The following is a 23,250-nucleotide window of genomic DNA, read 5'->3' as shown; positions in this document are numbered from 1 at the left end:
TCAGACGGCGCCGCGGCGCACGAGCAGGCGTAGCGCCACGTAGCCGGGCAGCACGGGCAGCCAGAAGGTGGCCAGCCGGTAGACGAGCACCCCGGCCACCGCGGTCCCGGTCTGGACGCCGTAGAGCAGCAGGCCGGAGACCAGGGCGGCCTCGGTGGCGCCGAGCCCGCCCGGGGTCGGCGCGGCGGTGGCCACCCCTTCCCCCACCACGGACACCAGCACCACCGGCGCGAGCAGCGCCGCCGTGGCGGGCAGCCCGACGGCGAGCAGGGCCAGCCAGAGCGCGGCGGCGTAGGCCAGGGTCAGCGCCACGCTCACGCTCAGCAGCGGCACGACCCGGCCGCCCCGGACCAGCGCGCGCAGCGCGTCCGCCACCTGGCGCCGGGCCGCCCGGAGCCGCGCCCGCCACCGGGGTACGGCGAGCGCCACGGCGACGGCCACCAGGACGGCGAGCACGGTGAGCAGCACGGCCAGCGCACGGCCGGCCGCCGCGTCGACCAGGTGCCGGCGGGTCTGCCGCGTGAACGGCAGCAGGACGGGCAGCAGCAGGGCGACGCCGAGCACCCCGGCGACCCGGTTCACGGCGACCGCCGTTGCCGCCGCGGGCACGGCCAGCCCCTGCCGGTGCAGGTAGCGCAGGCTCAGCGCCGCGCCGCCGAGCGCGCCGGGCGCGATCCGGTTGACGAAGGCGGCGGCCACCTGGACGGCGACCGTGCGGCCGAGCGGCACCGGGGCGGGGACGGCGAGCCGCAGCGCGAGCGCGCTGAACAGGTAGGTGGCGGCCGCGGCGACCAGGGCGCCCGTGACCGCCAGCGGGTCGGCGTGCCGGATGGCGCTCAGCGCGGCGCGTACCTGGCCGAGCTGCGGCAGCAGGAAGTGCACCAGGAGACCGAGCATGACCAGCAGGAAAACGTTCCGCGGGGTGATGCGCAGGGCTCGCGCCAGGCCGTCGGAGGACGGCCGGCTGTCCCGCATGACCCGACGATAGGGCGACCGGCCGCCCGGGCGGGCGGCATCGCCGACGGTCCGCCCGACCGGTGCGCGGCCCGGCGAGCGGTCAGGCGCGGCGGCGGCCGGCCCCGCGGGACCGGCCCCGGCGGCCGGCCAGCACCGCCGCCAGCCCGCCGACCACGAGGGCGAGCAGGCCGGCGGTGGGCACGATGACCCGCCAGTCGCCGTCGGCCATCCGGCGCAGCGCGGTCCCGGCCGGCCCCCGCCACTGCGCCGGCGGCGTGGGGCGGACCGCCGCCGGGGAGCCGCTGGGGGCGGCCCGCTCGGCGTCCAGTTCGCCGGGCTCGACGAGCCGGCCGACCGAGGCGTCCCGGGGCAGCGAGAAGCCCCAGTCGAGCAACTGGGCGCCCTGCTGCCAGCCGCGTACCGGGCGGGCCTCGGCGCCGAGCAGGGTGACCACGAGCCGCCGGTCCCCGCGCTGGGCGGCGCCGACGTAGCTGTGCCGGGCCAGCTCGGTGAAGCCGGTCTTGCCGCCGAGCGCGCCGGGGTAGCGGTAGATCAGCTGGTTCTCGTTCTGGATCTGGAAACCGCCGGCCTTGAGCGCGGGCTGGGCCGGGATCTGGGCCCGCTCGGTGAGCGCGTAGCGGCGGAACCGCGCGTCGGCGAAGCAGGCGCGGGCGATCAGCGCCAGGTCGTACGCGCTGGTGAACTGACCGGGACCGTCCAGCCCGGAGGGGGTCACCGCGTGGGTCTGGAGGGCGCCCAGCCGGTGGGCCTCGGCGTTCATCTGGGCCACGCCGGCACTGGCGCTGCCGGCGCCGAGCCGGGCCAGCATGTTCGCCGCGTCGTTGCCGGACTGGAGCAGCAGCCCCAACCAGAGCGTCTCCACCGCGTAGCGGCCGCCGACGAGGAGGCCGACGGCCGAGCTGCCCCGCTCGATGTCCAGGTCGGCCCGGGTCGCGGTGGCCACCTGCTTCGGGTCGATCCGGTTCAGGAGGGTGGCGGCCAGCAGCAGCTTCTGGGTGCTCGCCGGGGTGCCGTACTCGTGCGGGCCGCAGGCGCCGAGCACGGCGCCGGTGTCCAGGTCGGCGACGAGCCAGGTGGTGGCCGTGACGGCCGGCGGCGCCGGGCTGCCGGGTGGGGTGGTCAGGCCCTCGGTGGCCAGCGCCTCCCCGCCGACGGCCCGCTGTTCGGGCACCGACGGCGGCGGGGTGGGCCGCGGCGGCCGGGTCACCTTCGGCGCCGGCAGCCGGGGGCAGGGCACCGCCGCCCCGGCGGCGGTCACCGGCGGCGCGGCGTCCGCCGGGGCCGGGGCCCCGGTGACGAGCAGGGCGACGACGGTGGTGGCGGCCAGGGCCCGGGCTCTCATGGAGAGGCACCCTACCCAGCCCCGTTCCGGGGCCGTCGCGGCTCACCCCGGGACGGGGCGTGGCGGCTCAGCCGACCCGGCGCAGCCACCGGCGCTGCCACGGCGTCTCCACCGCCCGGGGGTGGTAGCGCTCGCGGACCCAGGCCACCGCCTGCGCGGGATCGAGGCCGTCCAGGACGGCCAGCGCGGCGAGGGCGGTGCCCGTCCGGCCGACGCCGCCGTGGCAGGCGACCTCGACCCGCTCTCCCGCGTACGCCCGGCGCCGTGCCTCACGCAGCGCGTCGAGCGCGTCGGCGCGATCCAGCGGCACCCAGAAGTCGGGCCAGCGGATCCGGCGGGCCGGCCAGGCCGGCGTCGGGCCGGGCGCCAGCAGCAGGGCGAAGTCGGCGGGCGAGGCCGCCGACGCGATCCGCCGCCCGCGTACGGTGGCGCCGCCGGGCAGCGCCAGCAGTCCGGTCCGGTCCGTCCACGGCCGCGTCGCGTCCACCCGGCCATTGTGCGGTCCCGGCGGGCCGCGCCGACGCGACGGTGCCCGCCGGAATTCGGCGGGCACCCTCGAAGATCGGTCCGGGCCCTGCCCGGCAAGCCTCAGGTCAGCGGGAACCGATCCCGAAGCGGCCGCGCCGGCGCCAGGCCAGGGAGAGCAGCACCAGCACCGCGCCGGCGCCGGCCAGGCCGCCGCCGAGCTTCAGCGGCGTGCCGATGCTGTCACCGGTCACCGGCAGGTGCCCGCCGCCCGGCCGCCCCGGCCGGTCCGGCCGGTCCGGCAGGACGATGCCCGTGGCGCTGTCCTCCTCCGTCCCCTGGACGGCGGTGAAGACGTGCCGCCCGGTCCGGGTGGGTTGGTAGGTGGTGGTGAATTCGCCCTCGTCGTTCGCCGTCACGGTGAACGTGGTCGACGCCGACTGCGGCTGCTGGTAGGCCACCGCGGTCATGGCAACGGCGCTGCCGTCGCTCCGGCGGACCGACCCCGCGGGCGCCGCGTTGGGATTGCCGGTGATCCTCACGTTGATCGTCACCGTCCCGGGCGAGAAGCCCTCGCCCCGCAGGGTGAAGGTCTCGCCGAATCGGATGGTCGTCGGTGTGACGGTCAGCGACGCCGGCGTCGGCGCGTACACGGGTGGCTGCGGCTGTGCCGCGCCGGCCGCCGTCGGCACGGCCGCCACGGCCAGGCCGACCGTGAGCGCCATGAAGATGCGGGATAGCCGCATGATGGATTCCCTCCTACTGATCACAGCTTGGTGCGGAAACAACGTGGGTGGTCCATGGGGTGACGGTGGGTGTGAGCACCAGCTCGGCCGTGCCGGCGCTCGTCGTGCCGGTGAGCAGGGTGACGTCGAGGGTCCGGGTACGACCCGGCTTGACCTCCACGTTCGCCACGGTCACCTGGCGACTACCGGCGGTCCCGCTGCCCATCGCGGTGTCCCGCCCGTCCAGCCGGCCGCCGAGCACCGCCCCTCCGGTCGGGCTGTACACCGACACCAGGGTGCGGGCGGTGTAGGGATCGCCGGAGAGCGCGAGGCCGGTGACCGACTCGGCCAGACCCGACTTCGGGACGGTGGAGTGGACCGTGACCCGCAGCCGCAGCTCCCGCCGCCCGTCCGGTTGGCAGTCGCCGACCGTCACGGTTGCCGAGAACCTCAGGTAGTAGCCGAGCTTCGCGCCGCTGCCGTCGTTGAGGAACACGCCGACAGCGGGCACGGTGTCCTTCTCGCGGAGCTTCCCGGCCAACCGGCTGTCGCCGAGGACGCGCTGCTCCGTGGGATGGACACTCCAGAACAATATCCGTCGTTCAGTAATAGAACGGTTGAAAACGGTCAAAAGGGACCGCGGATTCACCGCCTTGGTGAAGAGGGCGTCGAACACCGCGGACGCGGCCTGCGCGAAGTAGGCGTCCTGCGCCTTCGTGTCGAGCGTCCGGTAGGTGTCGTTCAGGAGAGTCCGGACCACACTGCTACCGGCCAGGCTCGGCCGGCCCGGCACGGTGACCGGCCCGAGCACGCCGAGCAGGTACGACAGCACCAGCGGGTCCACGGCGAGCACCCCGTCCACCGCCGTGCCGGTGCGCCGGCGCACCATCTCCCGGTAGAGCGCCGCCGCGGTCGGGAAGTCCGGGGCGAGGTTGACGTCCGCCGGGTACGTCCCGGGCAGGTCCTTCCAGAGTCGCCGCATCTCCTCGCTCACCGGCAGCGGCGGGGTGAACGACCGCAGGCTGCTCGCGCTGTTCTGGCCGGACATCCGGATCCGGCCACCCTCGGCCCGCACCACCGCGTAGGCGCCGAACATGCCGCCGGTGGCACGCAGCTCGGCCGGGTTCTGGGAGACGAGCAGATAGCTGCGGGGACCGTCGGCGCCGAGCAGCGCCGGCAGCAGCCGGGCGCCCTGGTCCGCGGCGGCGGTGAGCTCCCCCAGCCGGTCCAGTTCGGTCCGCAGGCCGGCGACGGCCTCCCGGACCTGCCCGACCAGGTCCTCGGTGGACACGGCGCGCAGGCGCTCGCCGTTGCGCCGCACCGCCTGGTCGGCGACGGAGAGCTCGGCGGACGCACCGCGCAGGCGGCCCAGGTCGAGCTTTCCCTCCTTCGGCACGAGCGAGGCGAGGTCGACCCGGAGCAGGGTGGGGAAGGCGAGCCGGGCCAGGTCGTCCACGGCCACCGCGATCTGACGCACGGCGGCCAGGTCGTCGCCCGCGTACGGGGCCTGCTGGCCGAGCCACCAGGCCGGGTCGCCGCTGGCGCCGCGGGCGGCGGCGGCCTGCTCCTGGAGCGCGGCGAGGGTGCGCTGGGCCCGGGCCACGTCGCCGCCGACCACCTGCGTGCTCAGCTCCTGGGCCAGCCCGGCCGCGTTGAGCAGGTGCGCCCGGGCCTGCCAGCCGCGGAACCCGACCCACCCACCGGCGGCCAGCAGCACCGAGACGACGACCAGCCCGACGAGCAGGACCCGGCGTACGCGGGCCCGGCTGCGGCGCCGGGAGCGCCGCCGCCGATGGGGCGACCCACCGCTTTCCGTCACACCACTCTCCCCGGCTAGAAATCGGACACCAATGGCGATTGATCGCTTTCTAGCACGAAATTCCACTGGTTCGTGGCGTAATAGCGCGGTTTGGCGCTGCGTGGCGGTTTCGTGAGGATCGCTCCGGTCAGCGGCGGGTGGTCACGGCGCGCGCCGACACCTCGTGCAGCAGCCGCTCGATCCGGTCGACGCCGGCCCGCAGCGACATCTCCCGCAGGTAGGCGTCGCGCCCCCGGCGGCCCATGTCCACCCGGGCCGGCGGCGGGATCGCCGAGGCGAGCCAGAACCGGTCCGCCAGCGCGGCCCAGTCCTCCGGCGGGCAGGACAGCCCGGCCCGGGCGCGTTCCACCAGCGCCACCGTGTCACCGCCGGCCGAGGCGACCACCGGCGCGGCGCAGGAGAGCGCGGCCTGGAGCTTGCCGGGCACCATGCCCCGCAGCTCCGGCAGGTCACGCAGCATGACGAGCTGGTAGTCGGCCGCCGCGTACAGCTCCGGCATGTCCAGCGGGGACCGCCGGTCGACGAACCGGACGTTGTCGGCCCGGAGCTCGGCGGCGAGCCCCCGCACCCGCCGCTCCTCGGCTCCCGAGCCGACCAGTACCAGGTCCATCCGGTCGTCCAGCGTGGCCGCCGCGCGCACCGCGGTCTCCAGCCCCTGCCGTACGCCGATCGTCCCGGCGTGCATCACCACGCAGCGGTCGTCCCGGCGGATCAGCCGCCGGGCGGCCCGGCTGGGCTCGGTCGGGCGGAAGATCCGCTCGTCGGTCCAGTTCAGCACCACCCGCACCCGGTCCGCGTCGGCGCCCCCGGCGACCACCAGGTCCCGCATGGACGGTGCGGTGACCGCCACGGCGCCCGCCTCCTGGTAGATCCGGCGCAGGGTGGCGTCCAGCCGGCCGGACCACCGGCGGGCCTCCCCCGCCCGGTCCGGCTCCTCCTCCGGCCAGACGTCCTGCACGTGCAGCACGGTCGGCACGCGGCCGAGCAGCCGCAGCAGGCCGGCCGCGGCGAACGTGACCGCCGGGAGCTGGAAGACGTACAGGGCGTCGACGTCACCGAGGTAGCGCCGGCCGGTCAGCGCCACGCTGCCGGCGAAGGAGAGCCAGCTGGCCATCCGTGCCTTGGCGGAGCCGTCACCGCCGGCGTACCGGGGCACCCGGCGGACGGTCAGCCGCTCACTGTGCGTCTGGTGCCGCCAGCGCTGCCGCCAGCCCGGGTAGACGTGCCCGCCCGGATAGTCCGGGAAGCCGGTGAGCACCCGCACCTCGTGGCCGCGGGCGGCCAGTTCCTCGGCCAGGCTGCCCGGGATGAACGCGGGCTCCGGCGGGAAGTGGTACGACAGGATGCCGATCTTCATGGCCGCGCTCCCGGCGCGGCTTCCCGACGCGGGCACCCCGGCACCCCGTACGATGCCGGCATCCCCTCTGCGTCCGGCCGCGACCGCCGGAACACCGCCGTCGCGGCGCCACGTCCCGCGACCGTGCCGACGAGAGGGGTGCAGATGGTGGACGGCGTGCTCTTCGTCTGCCACGCCAACATGTGCCGGTCACCGATGGCGGAGTTCATCGCCCGCCGGCTGCTGCGCGACCTGCCGGTCGTGGTGGCGAGCGCGGGCACCGACGCCCTGGACGGGGCGGCCATGCACCCGTACGCGGTCGAGGTGGCCGCCGGGACCGGGGCGGACCCGGCGGCGTTCCGCACCCGCCGGCTCCGCCCCGAGCACCTGATCCGGGCCGGCCTCGTGCTGACCGCGACCCGGCGGCAGCGCTCGATCTGCACCGCGCTGGCGCCGGCCGCGCTGCCCCGCACCTTCACGCTCCGCCAGTTCGCCCGGCTGGCCGCCGCCGCGGCGGAGGCGACCGAGCCGGCCGCCCCGCGCGCGGATTCCCCGCTACGTGCGGCGGTGGCGGTGGCCGCCCGCGCCCGGGGGCGGCTGCAACCCGCCACCCCCGAAGCGGACGACCTGCGCGACCCGATCGGCGGCTCCCCCGCCGACTTCCGGCGCTGCGCCCAGGAGATCGAGCGGTCGATCCGACCGGTGCTCGCGCTCATCGGGACAGCCGGGTGAGTTCCTGGGTGTGGTCGCCCACGGCGGCCGGCTCCCTCCGCCGGGCCACCCCGGCCCGGTCGGTGGGCACGGACGGCGCGGCGGCCGGCACCGCCACCTTGTACGCCTCGTACTGGTAGGCGTCCGCCTTGGCCACCTTGGCCATGTTCAGCACGCAGCCGAGCAGGCGCACGGAGACGGAGTGCAGCGCGTGGGCGGCGGCCGCCACCTGGCTGCGCGAGGTCCGCCCCTGCTGGGTGACCAGCAGCGCGCCGTCGGCCTGCACGGCCACCACGACGCCGTCGGTGACCGCGAGCAGCGGCGCGGTGTCGATGATGACGATGTCCGCCGACTCGCGCAGCGCCACCAGCAGGTCCGCCATGGCCTTGGAGCCGAGCAGCTCGCTGGGGTTGGGCGGGGTGGCGCCGCTGGGCAGCACCAGCAGCGACTTGTCGCCCCACCGCTGCACCACGTCGCCGACCTGGACGTCGCCGACCAGCACGTCGGTGAGCCCCACCCCGCCGTCCAGGCCGAGGTAGTCGCCGACCTTCGGACGGCGCAGGTCGGCGTCGATGAGCAGCACCCGCCAGCCGGCCTCGGCCAGCGCGATGGCCGTGTTGCAGGCCATGGTGGTCTTCCCCTCGCCCTGGAGGGCGCTGGTGACCGCGATGACCCGGGCGGGCTCGTGCACGTCGACGAAGCGCAGGTTGGTCCGGAGCTTGCGCACCGCCTCGGCGCGCCGGGAGTTGGCCGCCTCGCCGACGATCAGCGGGGCCGACTTGGCGCCGGACTCGAACGGGATCTCGCCGAGCAGCGGGCTGCCGGTCACCCGCTGGAGCGCGGCGGCGTCCCGCATGCGGACGTCGGCCAGCCCGCGCAGCACGGCCAGCCCCGCCCCGAGCAGCAGCCCGAGCAGGCCGCCGATGCCCAGGTTCCGCACCGGCTGCGGCGAGACCGGGCTGGAGGTCACCCGGGGACCGCTGACCACTTCGAGCTTGATCGGCGGCGCCTTGCCGTCCGGCGGGGTCTCCACCTTCTGCACCAGCTCGATGAACTTGGCCGAGAGCGTCTCGGTGGTCTTCAGCGCCCGGGTCTGGTCGGTGTCGGTGACGGTCGCCTTCAGCAGCACGGTGCCGGCCTCGGTGGAGGTGGTGATCCGGCGCTGCACCTGGTCGGCGGTGAGCCCGAGCGGGGCCTCGGCGACCACGCTCTGCGCCAGCCGGTCGCTGGTGAGCAGGTCACCGTAGGACTTCACCCGCTGCTGGAGGAAGAGGCTGCCCTGGTACGCGTCGGTGACGCCCTGGCTCGGCGTGGTGACGAAGAAGGTCACCGAGGCCTCGTAACGGGGCGCCGTACGGACCGTCACCAGAGCGGCGGCACCCAGGGCGATCATCACCGTGACCAGCACGATCCACCAGTGGCGTCGGACCAGGCGCAGGTAGCCGAGAACGTCCATCACGCTCCCCCTCGCGACACGCCGGTCTGCCGATGAAACTGCACGAAAGCCCCCTAAAAACCCCAGTACACGTGCCAGGATTGAAAACGCCTATACACGACTAGAAGTGACTCGACGAATGTAAACGATCAGAGCCGCACAGACGGTCTAAATCCTCCCATTCACGGATCGAACGCAGAGGGCAACCCATGGATCGTGAAGCCACCGCCGCCGAAGACGCCGTACGACCGCGGGGCCTGGTCACCCACCGGGTGGCCACCCTCTCCCTGTTAACGCTGGACACGGCCGCGTGGTGCGGCGGATTTCTCGGCGCGGCCTGGACCCGGTACGAATTCGCGCTGACCGCCGCCGCCGGCGCCCGGGTGCTCACCGTGGCGCTCGGCTGCGCCGCGGTGTACGCGGTGCTCACCCTGGTGCGACTGCGGACGCACGGCCGGCACCCGATCGGCAGCGCCGGGGAGGCCCGCGGGCTGGCCGGCACGGCGGCCACCGCCACGCTGGCCACGCTCGCCGTCGTGCTGCCGTGGGCGGACCGGCCGGTGCCGGCCAGCACCCCGCTGCTCGGCGGTGCGGTCGCGCTCGTGCTGATGGCGGCGGCCCGCGGCGTCTGGCGGGCCCGCCAGGACCGCCACCACCGTCCGGTGCCGGACGCCGAGCGGTGCCTGGTCTACGGGGTGGACGCCGCGAGCGAGCGGCTGGTCCGGGCCCTGCTGCGCGACCCGCAGAGCCGCTACCGGCCGGTCGGCCTCCTCGACGACGACCCGGAGAGCCGCGGGCTGCGGCTGGAGGGGCTACGGGTGCTCGGCGGTCGGGAGCAGATCGGCGCGGCGGTACGCGGCACCGGAGCGCGGACGGTCATCTTCTCCATGAGCGGCTCCGAGCCGCCGCTCCTGCGCGACGTGCGCGCCCGGACCCTCGAGGCCGGCGCCGCGTTCAAGGTGCTGCCACCCGTCCGCGAGCTGCTCGATCGCCCGGTGGCCGTGACCGACGTGCGGGACCTCCAGCTCAACGACCTGCTCGGCCGGGCGCAGCGGGTGGCCGAGCTGGCCGTCGAACGCGGCGGGCTGGCCGGCCGCCGGGTGCTGGTCACCGGCGCGGGCGGCTCGATCGGCTCCGAGCTGTGCCGGCAGATCGCCCGCTGCGAGCCGGGCGAGCTGATGATGCTCGACCGCGACGAGTCCGCGCTGCACGCCCTGCAGATGTCGCTGCACGGCCGGGCCCTGCTGGACGGCCCGGAGCTGATCCTGGCCGACATCCGGGACGCCGAGGGCATCGCCCGGGTGATCGCCGACCGGCAGCCCGACCTGGTGTTCCACGCCGCCGCCCTCAAGCACCTCACCATGCTCCAGCGGCACCCCGGCGAGGCCATCAAGACCAACATCTGGGGCACCCTCAACGTGCTGGAGGCGTGCCGGGACGTCGCCGAGTTCGTCAACATCTCCACCGACAAGGCGGCCAACCCGACCAGCGTGCTCGGCTACTCGAAGCGGATCACCGAGCGGCTCACCGCGTACCACGCGGAGCGGCTGGGCGGGACCTACCTGAGCGTGCGGTTCGGCAACGTGCTGAGCAGCCGGGGATCGGTGCTGACCGCGTTCCAGGCGCAGCTCCGGGCCGGGGTGCCGATCACCGTCACGCACCCGGACGTCACCCGCTACTTCATGACCGTGCAGGAGGCGGTGCACCTCGTCCTCCAGGCGGCCGTCGTCGGCCGCGGCGGCGAGGCGCTGGTGCTCGACATGGGCGAGCCGGTCCGGATCGCCGACGTGGCGCGTCGGCTGGCCGCCGAGGCGGACCGCCCGGTCGACATCGTCTACACCGGGCTGCGGCCGGGCGAGAAGCTGCACGAGCACCTGTTCGGCGCCGACGAGGCGGACAGCCGCCCGTTGCACCCGCTGATCTCCCACGTCCGGGTGCCCGCGCTCGATCCCGACGAGGTGCGCGGCCTGGACCCGTACGCCGACCCGGACGAGCTGATCAAGCGGCTGGCCGCGCTCTGCGAGACGGTCGACGCGTCGCTGCCGGTGCTGCCCGGGCAGCGCTGAATCCGTGCGGTGGGACGCTCCGCCCACCTCGTGAGAGGGGCGTCCCACCCGGTCCGGTCGCCGCACGCCGTCCGGGCGGATAGGGTCGGAAGCGGTGTGCCGGGAAGACTGGTCGGCGTTTCTTCGCCGACCCCTGCTCCCGGAACGGACACCGCATGACCGAGCCCACCCGGCGGTCCCCTCGCCTGCTCTCCCGCCGGTCCTGGCCGGAGGCCCGGTTCCTGGCCGACGTGCTGCGCACCGAGACGGTGGGCGGCGGTCTGTTGCTGCTCGGTGCGGTCATCGCCCTGATCTGGGCCAACTCTCCCTGGCGGTCGGCGTACGCCGAACTGGGCGACCGGGTGCCCTGGCCCGGCGGCGCGGCGCTGCACCTGGACCTGAACCTGGCCGCCTGGGCCGCCGACGGCCTGCTGGCGATCTTCTTCTTCGTGGTCGGCCTGGAGCTCAAGCGGGAGTTCGTGGCCGGCGACCTGCGCGACCCGCGGCGGGCGGCGCTGCCCGTGGTGGCCGCGATGGGCGGCATGCTCGTGCCGGCGCTGGTCTACCTCGCCGTGACGCTCGGCGCCGGCGGGGCCGGACTGCGGGGCTGGGCGATCCCCACCGCCACCGACATCGCCTTCGCGCTCGCCGTGCTCGCCGTGGTCAGCTCGCACCTGCCGCAGGGCCTGCGGGCCTTCCTGCTCACCCTCGCGGTGGTCGACGACCTCTTCGCGATCATCATCATCGCGGTCTTCTACACCGCCGACTTCCACCCGGTGCCGCTGCTCGCGGCGCTGCTGCCGATCGCCGCCTTCGCCCTGCTGGTGCAGCGCCGCCGGACCTGGTGGTGGGCCCTGATCCCGCTCGCGGTGGCCGCCTGGGTGCTGGTGCACGCCTCCGGCGTGCACGCCACGGTGGCCGGGGTGCTGCTCGGCTTCACGGTGCCCGTGCTGGCCACCCGGGGTCGCGGGCCGGGGCTGGCCGAGCGGCTGGAGCACCGGTGGCGACCCGTCTCGGCGGGCTTCGCCGTGCCGGTCTTCGCGTTCTTCGCCGCCGGGGTGACGCTTGTCGACGTCGACCTGGCCGGGGTGCTCACCGACCCGGTGGTGCTCGGGGTGGCCGCCGGGCTGGTGCTCGGCAAGGCGGTCGGGGTGTTCGGCTCGACGTTCCTGCTGGCCCGGTTCACCCGCGCGGAACTCGACGAGGAGATCACCTGGGCGGACCTGGCCGGGCTGGCCCTGCTGGCCGGCATCGGTTTCACCGTCTCGCTGCTCATCGGTGAGCTGGCGTTCGGGCCGGGCAGCCCCGAGGACGAGCGGGTGAAGGTCGCCGTGCTGCTCGGCTCGCTGCTCTCGGCCGGGCTGGCCACGACGGTCCTGGTTCGGCGCAACCGGGTCTACCGGCGGATCTCCGACCGGGAGAGCCGGGACAGCGACGGCGACGGCGTGCCGGACGTCTACCAGGACGAGACCGCGTAGCGCGGCCACCGGCCCGGCACGCCGCGCCGGGCTCACCGCCGGCGGCGGGCCCTCTCCTCCGCCGTCCCGTCGGTCTCCTCCTCCACCGCGTCGGCGTACGGGTCGAGGAGGTCGTCGCCCGGCACCGCGACCTCCTCGGCCCGGTCCTGCTCGTCCGAGCGCCCGCCGGGCGGAGGCTCGGGAGCGGCGGGATCCCCGGCAAAGCCGTACTCATTGGGCTCGTCGTGCCTGCTCATGCGCGGGACCTCCCGGTCGTCGGGTTTCCTCTCGTGGCTCACGCTAGGCGGGTGGTCGGCACCCGCCGCGGCGTCGCCCGGATGTTCATACCCAGGTGACCAGGTTCTCGATCATCCGTGGCCGGTTCCGCCGCCGACGCGCCCGGCGGAACCGGCCGGCGGGCTCAGGTCAGCTCGGCGACCGCCTCGAGGACCAGCCAGAGGCCGGAGATGGCGAAGAGCACGGCCGCGCCGTACCGGATGGCCTTCTCCGGCAGGTGACGGCCGAGCAGGCGGCCCACCAGGATCGCCAGGGCGTCGGCGGCGACCATGCCGAGGGTCGAGCCCAGCCAGGTGCCGAACCAGCCGTACTTGGTGGCCAGGGTGATGGTGGCGAGCATGGTCTTGTCGCCCAGCTCGGCCAGGAAGAACGCCACACCGACGGTGATGATCGCGTTGCGGCTGCTCTTCTCCGCCTTGCGCTTCTCCTCCTCGGTCAGCTTGTCGCCGCGCAGCGTCCAGGCGCCGAAGCCGAGGAACGCCAGACCGGCGATGAGCGAGATCCAGCTGGTGGGCAGCGCGGCGTGGAGGCCGTACCCGATGGCGACCGAGGCCAGGTGCACGACCGCGGTGGCGACCGTGATGCCGATGAGCACCGGCACGGGCTTGAACCGGGTGGCGAATGTCAGCGCCATGAGCTGGGACTTGTCGCCCAGCTCGGCGACGAAGATGACGCCGAAGCTGATCACCAGCGCGACGAGGAAACCGTCCATGTGAACCTTCCCGATCAAGCCGGGAGGAGGTACGGGGGCGCCCTCGACCCGGCTGCGACAGCCTGAGTCGAAGGTCTCGCCCGCCCCGGGGACCGGGGCCGCGTGGCCGGATGCGGAACGCACCAGTATGTCGACCACGACATTGGGGGCTACTCCCCTTCGCGCCGCCAGCCTAGCTGATCACGCCGGGGCGGGCCCCCGCGGGTGAACAGGCTCACCCGCGGCGGCCGGGCGGCTCAGTCGGCCCGGGCCAGGCTGACCCCGAAGAGCCCGTCCGGATCGGTCCAGAACTCCTGCTGGACGAACCCGGCCGCGGCCAGCTCCCGGGCGATCCCCTCGGGTCGGAACTTGGCCGAGACCTCGGTCCGCAGCTCCTCGCCGGCGGCGAACCCGACCTCCAGGTCCAGCACGTGAACCCGGGCGGGGTGCTCGGCGCGCAGCCGCATCTCGATCCACTCGTGCTCCGGATCCCAGACCGCCACGTGCCGGAACGCCGCCGGGTCGAAGTCCGCCCCCAGCTCCCGGTTGATCACCCGGAGCACGTTGCGGTTGAACTCGGCGGTCACCCCGGCCGCGTCGTCGTAGGCGGGGACGATCACCGACGGGTCCTTCACCAGGTCGGTGCCGATCAGCAGCCAGTCGCCGCGCTCCAGCGCCGCGCGCATCGCGGTGAGGAACTCCGCCCGTTCCGCCGGCAGCAGGTTGCCGATGGTCCCGCCGAGGAACAGGACCAGCCGCCGGCCGCCGGTGGGCAGCCGGTCCAGGTGCCGGGTGAAGTCGCCCACGATGCCCCGAACCCGCAGCCCCGGGTACGCGGCGGCGATCTGCGCGGTGGACTGGCGCAGCGCGCTGACGGAGACGTCCAGCGGGACGAAGGTGCCCAGGTCGCCGTGTCGGGTGAAGGCGTCCAGCAGCAGCCGGGTCTTCTCCGACGAGCCGGAGCCCAGCTCGATCAGGGTCTTCGCGCCGGTCACCGCGGCGATGTCGTCGGCGTGCGCGGCCAGCACCGCCCGCTCGGCCCGGGTCGGGTAGTACTCCGGCAACCGGGTGATCTCCTCGAAGAGCGCGCTGCCCCGGGCGTCGTAGAACCATTTCGGTGGCAGCCACTTCGGCGTCGCCGTCAGCCCGGCCCGCACGTCCTCCCGCAGGCTTCGGCCGAGGTCCTGCTCCTCCAGGTGGATCTCCAGCGGCTCCGCGCTCATCAGCAGTCCTTCCTGTTCCTACCGGTGTGGGAAACGGGTTCAGGCGACCGTCAGCTCCCGGCTGTCCAGCCTGCCGGCGGTGGCCACCACGAGCCGGCCGTCCGGCACCGCCCGCCAGCCGGGGTCGTCGTCGAAGGGCTCGGAGGCCAGCAGCACCGAGTCCGGGGTACGGCGCACCGACAGCGCGTGCCCGGCCACGCTGGCCGCCACCGTGGCGCCGTCGGTGAGCAGCAGGTTCAGCCGCGATCCGGGGGCGGCGGCGGAGACCGCCGCGACGGTCTCGGCGAGGGCGTCGCCGGGCGCCGCGCCGGCCCGCAGCCGGTGCCGGACCAGCGCCCACAGCAGCGCCGAGTCGGTCGGCACCTCCAGGGTCAGCAGGTCACGGACGGGCAGCCCGGCGGCGAGCGGCACCAGGCTGTCCGGCCAGCCCCGGACCACGCCGTTGTGGCTGAACAGCCAGCGCCCCTCGGCGAACGGCGCGGCCGCCGTCTCGTGCAGCGGCATGCCGACCGTGGCGGACCGGACGGCGGCCAGCACCGCGCCCGCGACCGTCACGGCGGCCAGGTCCGGCAGGGTGGTGTCGCTCCACATCGGCTGGGCCCGCCGGTAGCGGACCGGGTCGCCGTCGCCCGGGTACCAGCCGACCCCGAAGCCGTCGGCGTTGATGGTGCCGCCGCCGCGCATGTCGCGCGGCGCCCAGGACTGCCGCAGCAGCCCGTACGGCGGCTCGAGGAGCAGGCTGCCCAGGCTGACCGGCGGACCGAGGTAGGCCAGGTGGCGGCACATCAGGCGGCACCAGCCGTCACGCCGCCTCCTCTGGGCGGGCGTCGCGGGCGCAGCGGAAACCGCTGAAGATCTGCCGCCGGATCGGGTAGTCCCAGTTGCGGAAGGTGCCCCGGCAGGCCGACCGGTCGGTGCCGAACGAGCCGCCACGCAGCACCCGGTAGTCGTCGCCGAAGAAGACCTCCGAGTATTCCGGGTAGGGGAACGCCACGAAGCCCGGGTGGCCCCGGAAGGCCGTCGAGGTCCACTCCCAGACGTCACCGATGAGCTGGTGCACGCCGAGCGGGGAGGCGCCGTCCGGGTACGCGCCCACCGGCGCCGGCCACAGGTGCCGCTGCCCGAGGTTCGCGTGCGCGCCGGTCGGGTCCGCGTCGCCCCACGGGTAGCGGCGGGACCGGCCGGTCGCCGGGTCCCAGCGGGCCGCCTTCTCCCACTCCGCCTCGGTGGGCAGCCGCTTGCCGGCCCAGGCCGCGTACGCCGCCGCCTCGTGGAAGCAGACGTGCACCACCGGCTCGTCGTCGCGCACCGGCGACCAGCGGCCGAACCGGCGGTACGCCCAGCCGTCCCCGTCCCGCCGCCAGTGCATCGGGGCGCTCAACCCGGCCTCGACCCGGTGCCGCCAGCCGGCCTCGCTCCACCAGCGCGGCTCGTCGTAGCCGCCGTCGGCCATGAAGGCGCGGAACTGCCCGTTGGTGACCGGCGCCGCGTCGATGGCGTACGCCGGCAGGTCGACGGTGTGCGCGGGCCGCTCGTTGTCCAGCGCCCACGGGTCGGTGGAGGTGCCCATGGTGAACGGCCCGGCCGGCACCAGCACCTCGCCGCCGACCCGGACCCGCGGCTCGGGCGGCGGCGGGGCGTCCAGCACCGGGCCACCGGCGCGCAGCTGGTGGGTGGCGAGCATGGTCTCGTCGTGCTGCTGCTCGTGCTGGACGATCATGCCGAAGGCGAAGCCGTCCTCGACCAGCTTCCGTTCGGTGAACCGGATCCCGTCCAGCAGGTCGTACACCTTGTCCCGGACGGTACGCACGTACGCCCGTGCCTCGGCGGGGGGCAGCAGCGGCAGCGCCGGGCGGTCCTTGCGGGGTTGCTTGAAGGCGTCGTACAGGTCGTCGATGTCGCGGCGCACCGGCTCGCGCCCGCCGACGTCACGGACCAGCCACAGCTCCTCCTGGTTGCCGACGTGCGCCAGGTCCCAGACCAGCGGGGACATCAGCGTGGAGTGCTGCCGCACCAGGTCGTCGTCGTCCACCGCGTCGGTCAGCAGCGCGGTCCGGGCGCGGGTGCGCTCCAGCTCGGCCGCGATCCGGCTGCGCAGCTGCTCGCCCTGCGTGGCCGGCCGGTCGGTCGTGGTCACCGGTGTCCCCTCTCCGCGGCGGCGCGGCGCCGCCGGATCGCTCGGCTCGTCTCGTCGTGGATCCCCGCCGGCAGGTCCAGCCGGGGCAGGGCCCCCAGGGCCAGGTCGAACAGGGCCGCCGCGGCGGCGGCCAGCGGTCGCTCGGTCAGCCCGCGCCGGGCCGCCGCGGACCAGCGGTCGGCGACCGGGGTGGCGGCGGCCAGCGCGTCCCGGGTGGTGACGGGGTCGGCGAGGAGCGCGGCGAGCACCGCCAGCGGCACCGTCCACTCCCGACCGGGCTGGGCGTCCAGATAGCGGACCTCCAGGTAGCCGCGCGGGCGCACCGGCGGAAAGAGCGTGCTGAGGTGGTATTCCAGGTCGTCGGTGCTCGGCGGGTGCGGCAGCGCCCCGGCCAGCCAGTCGGCGAAGGTGACACCCGGGGGCGGGGTCCAGTCCGGACCGTCGCCGCGGACGCAGAGCAGCGGCGCGGCGAGCGCGTACTCGGTCCAGGCGGCGACCGGGTCGAGGTGGGCACGGGCCGGCGACCAGACCGGTCGGGTGCGCGCCGGGTCGATGGCCAGCCAGGCGGCCATCCGGGTCGAGGCCCAGCCGGTGCGCCGGCCGGCGTGCCGGTCGGCGGTGGCGAAGGCGGCCAGCAGCGGCGGCCCGACGGCGTGGACGGCGGCCCACCGCTCGGCCACCCGGTCCGGCTCGCCGGCGTCCAGGCAGACCTGGAGCCCGGCGGTGCTGTACATCATCGCTCGTCCGGCCGGCCCGTGCCGGTCGAAGACGCAGCGCATGGCCCGGTAGCGCGGGGTATCCACGACGGGGCGCGGGGGGCGCCAGGGGTCCATGCCGGTGCGGCCCAGGACGAGACCGGCGGCATCCAGGAGGGCCTGCAACTCGGCGAGGTCGGCCTCGGTGGCCAGGATGAGCGCGGCGACCGAGGGTCGCGGCGCGGAGGAGATCTCCACCTGCCCGCCCGGCTCCACGGTCACGGTGCCACCGCGCCGGAGCCCGGCGGCCGGGCTGGTGGGGTCGATGGTGACGGGGCTGTGCCGTCCCAGCGCCCGGCGCAGTCGCTCGCGGTCGACCGGGCGGGTCGGGTCCGCGGCGTCGTGCACCGTCCATTCCAGCTCGACGCCGGTCAGGGTGGGTGGCCCGGTCTTGAAACAGATCCTGGCCAGGTGCCCGCGGGCCGCCGCCTCGTCCCCCAGGACGGTGGTCCGGTCCAGCTCCGGCGACATCACCAAGAGACGGCTCCTCTCCCCGGGGTGGGCGACCGCGCTGTCAGTGGGCACCCGGCCGTGCCGGCCGGGTGTCCCGCCGGTCCCACCATCTTCTGTCTAGCAGACGGAGTTCGCCTGCCCGAGGAGATGAATTTTTGTCCGGAATCCGGTTGCGGGCCGGGCCGGGCTCAGCGACCGGGAGCGCTGGTCGGCTTCCCGGTCCGTGGGGTCGGGGCGGCGGGCGTGGGCGGCGTCGCCCTGCGCTCCTCGGCCGACGGCGTCTTCCCGCCGTCGGCGGACGGCTTCGGCGCGGGCTCCGGTGACTTCTCCCGCACCAGGGCCAGGCAATAGCCCTCGACCCGGTCGGCGCCACCGGCGGCGGTGACGAGGTCGGCGTACGCCGCGGTCTCCAGCGCCCGGGCCCGCTGCCCGTCCGACTTCGCCAGGTAGCCGCGGCACAGGCCGGCCAGCTGTCCGGCGGTCGGCGGCCGTCCCGGGCCGCCGGAGGCGCCGGGCGTCGGCGCGGTGGACGGGACGCCCCCGGTCGGGCCGGCGCTCCCGGATCCGGAGTCGGTCGGCGTGCCCGGGCCGGTGCTGCCGGCGCCGGTGCTGCCCGAGGTGCTCGGCGCCGGCGGGGGCGTCGGTTCGGTGCCGCGGTCGAGGCTCACCGCGGCGAACGCGACCCCGGCGGTGGCGGTGGCGGCGAGCCCGGCCAGGGCCGCGCCGAGCCGGAAGCGGTGGCGCGGGCGTGGCGCCACCGCCGGGGCCGGGACCGGCGCCGCCCGGGCGGCGCGGAACGCGGCGAGGGCCCGCTCCTCGCCGGCCAGCTCGCCCGGGTCGGCCGGCGCGGCCGCCGCGGCGAGCAGGTGCGCCAGCGGGTCTCCCCCCGGCTCCGCGGGTGCGCCGGCGCGGGCCGCGTCGAGGAGGCGCTCCGACTCCGCCCGGTCGGCGGGGCGGTCGGACCGGCGAAAGCTCATCCCGTTTCCCTCCACGTCAACCGTCCGCCGGCTCGGCCTTGGGCGCCTGCGGCGCCTGGCGTCCCCGGCCGGCACGGGGGCGGGGCGGGGTCGTTCCCCCGGCCCGGTCCGACGACTGGTCGGGGTCGGCCCGCTCCAGCATGCCGGCCAGCCGGCGCAGCCCCCGGTGCGCGGCGGTCCGCACGGCGCCGGCCCGCCGGCCGAGCACCCGCCCCGCGGTCTCCGCGTCGAGCCCGATCACGGCGCGCAGCAGCACCGCCTCCGCCTCGCGGGGCGGCAGGCTGGCGATCAGCGCCAGGGCGCTCTCGGTGCCGATGGTCTCGCCGGCCCGCTCGGCGGTGTCGGCGTCCCCGGCCAGTTCGCTGAGCGCTTGCACGGGCACCGGCAGGGCCGGCCGCCGCCGCTGCCGGCGCAGGTGGTCCATGGCCCGGTTGCGGGCGATGGTGACCGTCCAGGCACGGAACTCGCCGCCGGTGAAGCTGGGCAGGTCGCGGGAGATCTGGAGCCACGCCTCCGAGGCCACGTCCTCGGCATCGGCGCCGACCAGGGCGGTGAGGTAGCGGAGCAGGCCGGGCTGGAGGCTGCGGTAGAGGAAGCGGAACGCCGCCTCGTCGCCCGCCTGGGCGGCGACGACCGCCTCGTTCAGCTCACCGGTCATTGTTCCGCCGTTCCCGACGTGCCGACTCCCCGGACCGGCGCCCGCCGGTGCCGGTGTGCCCGACGCCCGCCCGGTCGGACGACCGGACCTCCACCCGCACCATCAGCCCCCCGCTGACCTGATCCGCACCAGCACGGGGAGGTGCGGGCGCGCCGTTGGACACCGCCGCGCAGGACGGGCGTCGGCGGACATACCGTACCGGCGTCCTCGGGCGGCCGGGAGCCCGGCCAACGCTAGGAGCGGACGGACGGGTTCGACAAGGCGCGATCGGCCAGGAAAAGAGTGAGAATTCTCTACACATGATCACGGCGGGTCGGTGTAACGAACGCCACCGCGAGCACGCTGCGCGCCGGTGAACAGCGGATGTACGCCAAGCCGGAACCCGGACACACGATCTGCCGAGCGCTCATTCCTGGCCGATCGTACGCGAGTCGTCACGGTCAGCCATTCGGCGTGGCGACGGTTGGCCGTTCGGCCGAGCCCGCCAGGCCGCCCGCCGGTCGTGACGGGAGAGATCGCGGGAAATACTCCGCCGCCACTCTGGGTACGGTAGGGAGGTGCTGTCCTCAGACGTCGTACTCAGCGGTCGGTACCGCCTTGATGACCGTGTCGCCACCGGCGGCATGGGCGACGTCTGGCGTGCCACGGACCTGGTGCTCGGCCGTCCGGTCGCGGTGAAGGTCCTGCTGCCCGCGCTGGTCTCCGACCCCGACTTCATCGCCCGCTTCCGCGCCGAGGCGCGGATCATGGCGTCGCTGCGCCACCCGGGCGTGGTCCAGGTCTTCGACTGCGGCGAGGACGAGCTGCCCGACGGCGGCCGCGCCGACTACCTGGTCATGGAGTTCGTGGCGGGCGAGCCGCTCTCCCGCCGCATCGAGGCGGCCGGGCAGCTCGGGGTCGGCGAGACCATGTCCATCGTGGCGCAGGTGGCCCAGGCCCTGCACGCGGCGCACACCCGGGGCATCGTCCACCGCGACGTCAAGCCGAGCAACCTGCTCGTGCAGGACGACGGCACCGTGGTGCTCGTCGACTTCGGGGTGGCCAGGTCGACCAACGTGACCAGCATCACCAGCACGAACGCGGTGCCCGGCACCGCCCTCTACATGGCCCCCGAGCAGGCCGCCGGTCGTCCGGTCTCCGGCGCCACCGACGTCTACGCGCTCGGCGCGGTCGCCTACTGCTGCCTCACCGGCAGCCCGCCCTTCACCGGCGACAACCCGCTCCAGGTGGCGGTCCGCCACCTCGACGACGAGCCGCCGGAACTGCCGGACGAGATTCCCCACCAGGTCCGGGACCTGGTGGCCCGGGCCCTGGCCAAGGACCCGGCGGACCGCTTCCCCACCGCCGCGGCGATGGCCGAGGCCGCCCGCGCGGCCGGTTCCGAGGCGCCCACGGCGATGGTGCCGGTGGCGCTGCGCGGCGCGACCGGGTCGAGCCGCACGCGCGACGACCTGACCGCCGCCGCGCCGGGGGCCCTGGTGGCCCCGGTCCGCCGGGCGGGTCGGCGCGGCACGCTGGTCGGCGCGGCGGCCGCCGTGCTGGTGGCGCTGACCGCGCTGGGGGCCGCCCTGGGCGCGGCGAAGAACGCCGAGGCGCCGGCCACCCAGCTCGACTCGACCGTGCCGGCGGTTGCCCCGAGCAACTCGGTGGCGGACGCCGCGGTGACCGAGGCGCCGCCGACGGAGGGCGGCGGTCGCAGCTACCGTCCGGTGGGCCCGACCGGCCGGACCTCGACCTCGGGCTCGGCGACGCCGAGCCCGACCGGGAGTGGACCGGTCCAGCCGTCGCCCTCCGCCACGCCTTCGTCGACCCGACCGACGGATCCGCAGACGTCGCCGACCACCCCGGCGAACCCGCCGCCGACGACGACCACTGCCCCGGTCGACCCGCCGCCCACCACCGAGAGCACTCCGCCGGATCCGCCGCCCGCCGGCACCGAGTGATCCCGATCCACCCGCTCACGGCCCGGTCACCCTGGAAGTGACCGGGCCGTCGCACGCTCCTAGTCCGCGGCACCCCGCACGTCGATGCCCACCCGTTACGAGGACGGGTCGGCCACGAAGACGCCCAGACCCTGGTGCCCGTACAGTTCCCCGGTCTCGATCAGGACCGTGGACTGGCTGCCGACCTCGTACAGGTCGGCCAGCGCCTTGGTCGACGGCAGCTTGTGGCCCGGCGGCCACTCGCCCGAGGCGATGCGACCCCTGATGTCGGCGATGATCCGCCGGTAGTGCGGCTCGAACTTCCGTGGTGCGGGCATGCGAAGTACTCCCAGCTAGGCACGCCCATCTGATCACGCCATGCGGGAGGACTTCAAGAGCATCGTTGACTTTACCAGTATTGTCGGTATGGTTCGTGAGCGAGGCGGCTCCCAGCTAGGCACTGCGGCGTCACCTCTCGGAGCGGCGTCCGGCGGCCCGGCCGTCCCGCTGCTCCGACCACAGCCCCGGCAACAGTTGCCACCGACAGGCCCGGGGCGGGTGCCGGGCTCCGACCGGCTCGGGCGCGCGGTCGCGCCGGCCGTCCCCGCCCGCCTCGGCGCCACCTCCATCGCCCCCAGGGAGAGCCATGGACGCCACCGACGCGGCTTCCGAGCCGCGCTGGATCATCCACCTGCCCACCACGCTCACCCGGCTCGTCGAGGCCACCGCGCTGGCCGTCGCGCTGCGCGAATCGCTCGCCCACGTCAGCGCCATCGACTTCGGCGAGACCACGCTCAGCGAGGAGGACCGGCAGTTCGTGCGTACCCGGATCTGGTGTGACGCCCGACTGCCCGGCGACGCCCGCTGCCCCCGCCCGGCCGACCACGACGGCGCCTGCGACCGCGAGGTCGCCGCGCCGCGGCACCGGCGCGATCTTGGAGACTTACCGTTCGCACCGAACGGCAAGTGTCCAAGATTCCCCGACCAACCCTGACGATCATGAATCGGCTCAGGGCGTGACCAGCTCGCGGAGGCGGGCGATCTCGGCGGACTGCTCGCTGGCGACCCCGTTGGCGAACTCCTGGAGGGTCTGGTCCGCCCCCACCTTGAGCAGGTCGGTGGACATGACCACGGCGCCCTCGTGGTGCGCGGTCATCATCCGCACGAAGAGCCGGTCGAACTCGGCGCCCCGGGCGTCGGCGAGCTGCCGCATCGCCTCGGCGGACTGCATGCCGCGCATCGTGCCGTGGTCGTGCCCGGGGACCTCGGCGGGCAGGTCGCGCTCGCCGAGCCAGCCGCGCAGCACCCCGATCTCGGGTCCCTGGGCGGCGCGGATCCGGTCGGCGACGGCACGTACGCGGGGGTCGGCGGCCCGGTCGGGGGCGAGGCTCGCCATCTCCACGGCCTGCTGGTGGTGCGGGATCATCATCCGGACGTACCAGACGTCGAGGCCGTTGTAGCGGGGCGGCGCCGCGCCCCGGACCTCCTGCGCGGCGCGGGTGGCCGCCGGCTCCCCGGGCCGGCCGGGCACGACGACCGGCGGGGCGTCCACCGGCGGCGCGCCTCCGGTGGCGGACGGGCTCGCCGGAGCCGCCGCGGGCTCGTCCCCTCGCGCGGCCAGCGCCACGCCGGCGCCGGCCAGGAGCACCACCAGCGCTGTGACGGCGAGCCAGACGCGTCTCTGCCGGCCGGTCATACGGCACTCCCTCCGGTCGAGGTGGCAGCGATCCTATCCATAGACAATCCCGCTTAGATGTGACCGGCGTCACATTGATGTCTGTCGCAGGCCGGTAAGGTGTGGCAAATCATCATCCCCTTTCGGAG

At 75.2% G+C, this 23,250-nt stretch carries 22 protein-coding genes; 5 read left to right on the top strand and 17 right to left on the bottom strand.

Annotated elements, in window-relative coordinates:
* From FXF50_RS02200 to FXF50_RS02175, 6 genes are all read right to left on the bottom strand, one after another.
* Entirely contained in the window at positions 1–975 is a 975-nt protein-coding gene (locus FXF50_RS02200; protein WP_148425487.1) for a flippase-like domain-containing protein, read from the bottom strand.
* A gap of 82 nt (positions 976–1,057) precedes the next feature.
* Complete coding sequence (locus FXF50_RS02195; RefSeq protein ID WP_148425486.1) at positions 1,058–2,320, bottom strand: D-alanyl-D-alanine carboxypeptidase family protein; 1,263 nt, start codon at positions 2,318–2,320, stop codon at positions 1,058–1,060.
* A gap of 67 nt (positions 2,321–2,387) precedes the next feature.
* Complete coding sequence (locus FXF50_RS02190; RefSeq protein WP_148425485.1) at positions 2,388–2,807, bottom strand: protein-tyrosine phosphatase family protein; 420 nt, start codon at positions 2,805–2,807, stop codon at positions 2,388–2,390.
* Between the two features lie 106 nt (positions 2,808–2,913).
* Complete coding sequence (locus FXF50_RS02185; protein WP_148425484.1) at positions 2,914–3,531, bottom strand: hypothetical protein; 618 nt, start codon at positions 3,529–3,531, stop codon at positions 2,914–2,916.
* Between the two features lie 13 nt (positions 3,532–3,544).
* A complete protein-coding gene (locus FXF50_RS02180; RefSeq protein WP_148425483.1) occupies positions 3,545–5,329 on the bottom strand; it encodes a DUF4012 domain-containing protein in 1,785 nt (594 codons plus the stop codon).
* Positions 5,330–5,456: 127 nt separating this feature from the next.
* Positions 5,457–6,686 carry a glycosyltransferase family 4 protein gene (locus FXF50_RS02175; protein ID WP_148425482.1) on the bottom strand — a complete coding sequence of 410 codons (1,230 nt, stop codon included), beginning with the start codon at positions 6,684–6,686 and terminating at the stop codon, positions 5,457–5,459.
* A 144-nt stretch (positions 6,687–6,830) separates the two neighbouring features.
* Here FXF50_RS02175 and FXF50_RS02170 point away from each other — a divergent pair, with 144 nt between their 5' ends.
* Positions 6,831–7,397, top strand: coding sequence for a low molecular weight phosphatase family protein (locus tag FXF50_RS02170; RefSeq protein ID WP_148425481.1), 567 nt, complete (start codon positions 6,831–6,833; stop codon positions 7,395–7,397).
* Here FXF50_RS02170 and FXF50_RS02165 read toward each other — a convergent pair.
* Positions 7,378–8,832, bottom strand: a complete 1,455-nt coding sequence (locus FXF50_RS02165) for a polysaccharide biosynthesis tyrosine autokinase (protein ID WP_148425480.1) — start codon at positions 8,830–8,832, stop codon at positions 7,378–7,380. The two genes, FXF50_RS02170 and FXF50_RS02165, sit on opposite strands and share 20 nt — an antisense overlap.
* A 188-nt stretch (positions 8,833–9,020) precedes the next feature.
* On the opposite strand from FXF50_RS02165, the gene FXF50_RS02160 reads away from it, so the two are divergent.
* Positions 9,021–10,877: a polysaccharide biosynthesis protein gene (locus FXF50_RS02160; protein WP_148425479.1), complete on the top strand. Its 1,857-nt coding sequence runs from the start codon at positions 9,021–9,023 to the stop codon at positions 10,875–10,877.
* A gap of 155 nt (positions 10,878–11,032) precedes the next feature.
* Positions 11,033–12,334, top strand: coding sequence for a Na+/H+ antiporter NhaA (gene nhaA / locus FXF50_RS02155; RefSeq protein WP_148425478.1), 1,302 nt, complete (start codon positions 11,033–11,035; stop codon positions 12,332–12,334).
* A gap of 32 nt (positions 12,335–12,366) precedes the next feature.
* Here the strand turns inward: nhaA and FXF50_RS02150 are convergent, their stop codons facing one another.
* From FXF50_RS02150 to FXF50_RS02115, 8 genes are all read right to left on the bottom strand, one after another.
* Positions 12,367–12,570, bottom strand: coding sequence for a hypothetical protein (locus FXF50_RS02150; protein ID WP_148425477.1), 204 nt, complete (start codon positions 12,568–12,570; stop codon positions 12,367–12,369).
* Between the two features lie 164 nt (positions 12,571–12,734).
* Positions 12,735–13,322, bottom strand: coding sequence for a TMEM165/GDT1 family protein (locus tag FXF50_RS02145; protein WP_107077702.1), 588 nt, complete (start codon positions 13,320–13,322; stop codon positions 12,735–12,737).
* Between the two features lie 236 nt (positions 13,323–13,558).
* Entirely contained in the window at positions 13,559–14,524 is a 966-nt protein-coding gene (gene egtD, locus FXF50_RS02140) for an L-histidine N(alpha)-methyltransferase (protein ID WP_148425476.1), read from the bottom strand.
* A 39-nt stretch (positions 14,525–14,563) separates the two neighbouring features.
* On the bottom strand, positions 14,564–15,310 hold the full coding sequence (gene egtC, locus FXF50_RS02135) for an ergothioneine biosynthesis protein EgtC (protein ID WP_148425475.1): 747 nt from the start codon (positions 15,308–15,310) through the stop codon (positions 14,564–14,566).
* A gap of 16 nt (positions 15,311–15,326) precedes the next feature.
* Positions 15,327–16,661, bottom strand: a complete 1,335-nt coding sequence (gene egtB, locus FXF50_RS02130) for an ergothioneine biosynthesis protein EgtB (RefSeq protein WP_148425474.1) — start codon at positions 16,659–16,661, stop codon at positions 15,327–15,329.
* The gene (gene egtA, locus FXF50_RS02125; RefSeq protein ID WP_148425473.1) at positions 16,658–17,893 is read right to left on the bottom strand and encodes an ergothioneine biosynthesis glutamate--cysteine ligase EgtA; all 1,236 of its coding nucleotides are present in this window, start codon (positions 17,891–17,893) and stop codon (positions 16,658–16,660) included. Before egtA ends, egtB begins: the two co-directional genes overlap by 4 nt.
* Positions 17,894–18,057: 164 nt before the next feature.
* Positions 18,058–18,846 carry a hypothetical protein gene (locus tag FXF50_RS02120; RefSeq protein WP_187399477.1) on the bottom strand — a complete coding sequence of 263 codons (789 nt, stop codon included), beginning with the start codon at positions 18,844–18,846 and terminating at the stop codon, positions 18,058–18,060.
* 16 nt (positions 18,847–18,862) lie between these two features.
* The gene (locus tag FXF50_RS02115) at positions 18,863–19,504 is read right to left on the bottom strand and encodes an RNA polymerase sigma factor (RefSeq protein ID WP_148425472.1); all 642 of its coding nucleotides are present in this window, start codon (positions 19,502–19,504) and stop codon (positions 18,863–18,865) included.
* 557 nt (positions 19,505–20,061) lie between these two features.
* On the opposite strand from FXF50_RS02115, the gene FXF50_RS02110 reads away from it, so the two are divergent.
* On the top strand, positions 20,062–21,447 hold the full coding sequence (locus FXF50_RS02110; protein WP_148425471.1) for a serine/threonine-protein kinase: 1,386 nt from the start codon (positions 20,062–20,064) through the stop codon (positions 21,445–21,447).
* Between the two features lie 95 nt (positions 21,448–21,542).
* Here the strand turns inward: FXF50_RS02110 and FXF50_RS02105 are convergent, their stop codons facing one another.
* Positions 21,543–21,764 (bottom strand): GntR family transcriptional regulator, encoded by a 222-nt coding sequence (locus FXF50_RS02105; protein WP_148425470.1) that lies wholly within the window; start codon positions 21,762–21,764, stop codon positions 21,543–21,545.
* A gap of 308 nt (positions 21,765–22,072) precedes the next feature.
* On the opposite strand from FXF50_RS02105, the gene FXF50_RS02100 reads away from it, so the two are divergent.
* Entirely contained in the window at positions 22,073–22,420 is a 348-nt protein-coding gene (locus FXF50_RS02100; protein WP_255509839.1) for a hypothetical protein, read from the top strand.
* A 15-nt stretch (positions 22,421–22,435) separates the two neighbouring features.
* Here the strand turns inward: FXF50_RS02100 and FXF50_RS02095 are convergent, their stop codons facing one another.
* Positions 22,436–23,122 carry a DUF305 domain-containing protein gene (locus FXF50_RS02095; protein ID WP_148425469.1) on the bottom strand — a complete coding sequence of 229 codons (687 nt, stop codon included), beginning with the start codon at positions 23,120–23,122 and terminating at the stop codon, positions 22,436–22,438.
* Positions 23,123–23,250: the final 128 nt, after the last annotated feature.

Origin of the sequence: Micromonospora sp. AP08, assembly GCF_008085935.1 — a bacterium.
In the GTDB taxonomy this organism is placed as follows: Bacteria; Actinomycetota; Actinomycetes; order Mycobacteriales; family Micromonosporaceae; genus Micromonospora; species Micromonospora chersina.
This window is presented reverse-complemented; position numbering and strand designations above follow the sequence as displayed.